Raw genomic sequence first — 4,023 nt, 5'->3', positions numbered from 1 at the left:
TGGTTTGATCATTATCGTCAGGCCGCTTGATTAAAATCTCCCAAGTTTAGGTCTACGGATTTGACAGCATAGGTCACTACTTCAAAATACGGTAGTGTGTTTGTCCGCATCAACATGAGAAGGCGGTTTGACAGCAGCAGTCATACTAATCAAATATTTATATTTATGGAATATACCAATACTTCACAAAAATTGATAGTTACAGAGCATTTGTATATGACAGGTAATATCGCAACTAGCCAAATCAACGCTGAAAAATATCTGAAGTAGCTTAAAGTAGCTCTACCAGAGCAAATTAATAAGACATTGCATTATCAGTCGATATCTGGAGAGAGTGAGCCTTTCATATGACAAATTACCATTCAGCATCTTAAGTACTTAACATGTCAGCCATCTATGGCTGAAAACAAAGAAGTAAGTTAGTCGATACACCTATATTGAACAGATTTAGTGAATAGCAGGTGTTCAATATAGCTTGTGACCGCTTGGCTTGCCTATTGCAGTTGCTATCATATAGATTCACAAATAGTCGTATAACGTATTCATCGTCTTCAGGAAAAATCATATGGATATTAAAGCCTTACCTACTCCGAAGCAGTTTCTCAAAAACAGACGTCCCGAACAATTCTCTTCTTCTGAAAAAATGATTAGTAGTCAGCTTGACAGAGTACACCTTGAAACCTACTTATCTAACCTAAATGCTAAGAGCAAAGAGCTCGCATTTGAAACATTTGTCAAAGAAATATGCCAAAAAACTATTTGCCCAAACTTGCTTGAGCAAACTGGCCCTGTAGCAGGTGGCGATGGCAAAACGGACACACAGACTTTTCCAGTCTCAGAGCAGAACAAACTACTTTGGTATGTAGGTGTAAATAGTAATGCTAATAATGAACGTTGGGCATTCGCAGTCAGCACTCAAAAGTCATGGAAAACAAAATGTAAAAAAGATGTTGAGAAAATAGTTGAAACTAATCGAGGCTATACTAAAGTTTTTTGTATTACAAATCAGCTTGCTAAAGCTGATCAAAGAAGCAAGCTTGAAGACGAGCTTTCAAACCAATACAGTATTCAAGTCTGCATCTTAGATATTAACTGGTTATTGGATGAGACTTATAAAAATAAACTTGAGTATATTGCTATTGATACTTTACAGGTTCCAACTAATTTCAAACGAGAAATTATCCTCAGTCCTGAGGACTATGGCAAGAAGCAAAGGCTTGAGAAACTTACTTTTCAAATCAATAGTGACATTAATCCTAATGAAATTACTTTTAATCAAGTTAATATTTTCTTAGATATTGCTGAGTTGAGTAAGCAACTTGAAAATCCAGTGTTTGAGACACAAGGTTTGTATGACCGAGCTGTCAAAATAGCTCAAAGGTATGGTACAACAAACCAAATATTTTATGCCTATTACAACTATGCTAGAGCTTCATACTACTGGCATGAAGATTTTAAAAGTTTCGAAAGTAACTTTAAGAGCGCGTACGAAACAATCACTGAATCCAGTAACTCTATTCTCTGGGCAGACTTTGTTACTTTATTAGTTATTCAGATTAGTCATCGATATAGACATGAAGGACAAGGTACTTATGCAGTTGATAATGTTACAAACAATACTGTTTCTCAGTTAAATGAAATCATTCTGGATAAAAGCCGACCTAGTAACGCTTTACAAGCAGAAATAGCTTTGACTCAGCTACAGCTTATTCTGAACTTTGATAGTAAAGATAAAATGGAAGAAATCTTTCAAAGAATCCAGAAAGTATGCCAACAAGGTGAATATCTAATAGGTTTTTCATTTGAAAATATTTATGGGTATATTGATCAGTTAGACGATATATTTCATACTTACCCAAATTATCAGGCGCTACAAGACTACCTAACTGAACAATCTATCAAACGTAATGGTGACTTAAAGACTAGTAAAATAGCTCTTGAGCGTGGTATTAAGCAGGCAGAGAGAGGTAACTACTATAGAGCTATTCAATTGATTGGAAAGACTTTAGTAGGCTTAAATAAAGAAGAAGCACTTGAAGAGATGACTTACGCCAATATGGCATTATCGGATATATATTCACAAGTCGATTTGCATTGGGCAGCAAGAGGAACTCTTTTAAACGCAGCTTCGTTGTTGACAAACTACTTTCATAAAAATAAAGTTATTCTTCCATTGGCTATAGAAGCATACTTCTCACTAGCTTGGAACGAACTTACTCTTGGCCGTATTGCTCAATCATTAACATGGTTAAAAACTGGATTATGGAGCTCGCAAGTTATTAATGATAGGTTTATAGATGAAGATAAGATTATTAATTTTGATGGCTGCATGGCTAATTTAATACTTAGTTGTAACTTAAAAGAAATTCAAGAGTTCGAGTATTTAGTTGATAATTTAGAAGAGCTAGGTCTATTTTATTCGCAGATAACCTTATTATATACTTTGGGATATAAAGATAAAGTACGGGAACTTTTAGAAAGTAGTAACGATGAAGGTGTACTGAAGTTAATGCTGGACCTTAGAAATTACGATACAGAACACCCTACTTCAAAAGTGCTACCTTCATTACCTCAATACAATACTTATAGTACCAAAATATTAGGTTGTGAAATTAAATTATCCTTCCCTAATAAGACACCGTTTATTGAATTGACAGAGGCGATTTTAACTAGTCTTGAAAGCTTCTTAGCTACTGCTCTGATAGATAATATTATTGCAAAAATACCTATCGTAAATATTGATATAGTCTCTTTTGAAGATTCTGAAAACTTAATTTCTCATGAATATATTGTTAATGATAGAGGAACAGTATTCGAAATATTGTGCCACCCTTTCTTATGGGAAGATCTAAACCAAAATAACAAACCTATTATAGGTGAATGGTTTATGTTCTTTATTGCAGATTTTGTTGATAGCTGTTTTTTAATCAAAGACTCTAAAATGACTCTTGAGAAGCTAATTACAGAAGATAAAATTTTTGCGCGATCAATGATGTTTGAAACCTGTTTAGGAGCTATTTATAATATTCTAGGTAAGAATTCACATAACGATTTACTTAAAAAATTGACTCAAGGTACACATTTCCCACTGCTGAGAAACATCTCGTGGGATGTTGATGCACCCAAACAAGATAGTATAGATATTGAACCCATAGAGCTAGGTGATCATGAAAACATACCTGTATTCGATATGGAGAAACATACTCATAAAGACATTGTAGTAACAAAGCTAATCAGATCAGACTTGTGGGACTCAACAAGATGGGAGGGAGTTGGTTACATGGGATCACCTGATGAACCCCCTTACATGTTCCTACTCTTTAAAGATAAAAAGAAGGGCTTGAGTATATTTGAGCACTTACTGAAACAATTGACACATGTAGACATAGGTAAAAGATTTCGTGTATCAGTTATAAGGGGAATTGATAGAGAAAACCCTGCTCACTACCGTGTAGTTTTATCAGAAAATATTAAAACAGGAAGTAATGCAAAGTTATTTACTATGATAGCTAGAATCCAAACAATGGAACCTAATAATGACTCAAGTTGGATGCAGTTTGAAGAATCGTACAATAAGTTCAAAAGCTTTAGATTAGCGCCAGCCTATATGATCAAAGGAAATCAATATCCAGAAGTTGAGTTTGATTCCGCTATCAGTATAAAAGAAATTCATGTCAAGCAAGCTTGGGAAATCGGTATTAATGATATTGAAAAAATAGCTATACACCCTGAAGATAATATTCTAGTACCAGAAGGTATAGTTAATCCACCTTTTCAGAAGGTATTAGAGTCAAAATAAGCTAGATCGCTCTAAATAGAAACTTCTTTATCTTATGACATAATAATAACCAAATAACCGATAGACTATTTGGTTATTATTACTGCTCTTAAATCTCACCTACCAACTGTAAGCTGCCCGCCAGAAAAACTAATACATGATTCGCAGTGAGGTATGCTGAAGAAACCGTAGAATAAAACTTGGTAAACTAACAACTCGATAAGGAGTTTACCATGACTAAAAAA

The 4,023-nt window shown here is 34.3% G+C and carries 1 protein-coding gene; it reads left to right on the top strand.

The window, feature by feature from the left end:
- Positions 1–565: 565 nt before the first annotated feature.
- Positions 566–3,799, top strand: a complete 3,234-nt coding sequence (locus QO187_RS13650; protein ID WP_102078718.1) for a hypothetical protein — start codon at positions 566–568, stop codon at positions 3,797–3,799.
- Positions 3,800–4,023 lie beyond the last annotated feature (224 nt).

Source organism: Psychrobacter sp. Arc9 (assembly GCF_041431295.1).
Lineage (GTDB): Bacteria > Pseudomonadota > Gammaproteobacteria > Pseudomonadales > Moraxellaceae > Psychrobacter.
This window is presented reverse-complemented; position numbering and strand designations above follow the sequence as displayed.

Excerpts from the sequence above, each read along its gene's own strand:
- QO187_RS13650 (WP_102078718.1), top strand. The coding sequence starts at position 566 with ATGGATATTAAAGCCTTACCTACTCCGAAGCAGTTTCTCAAAAACAGA.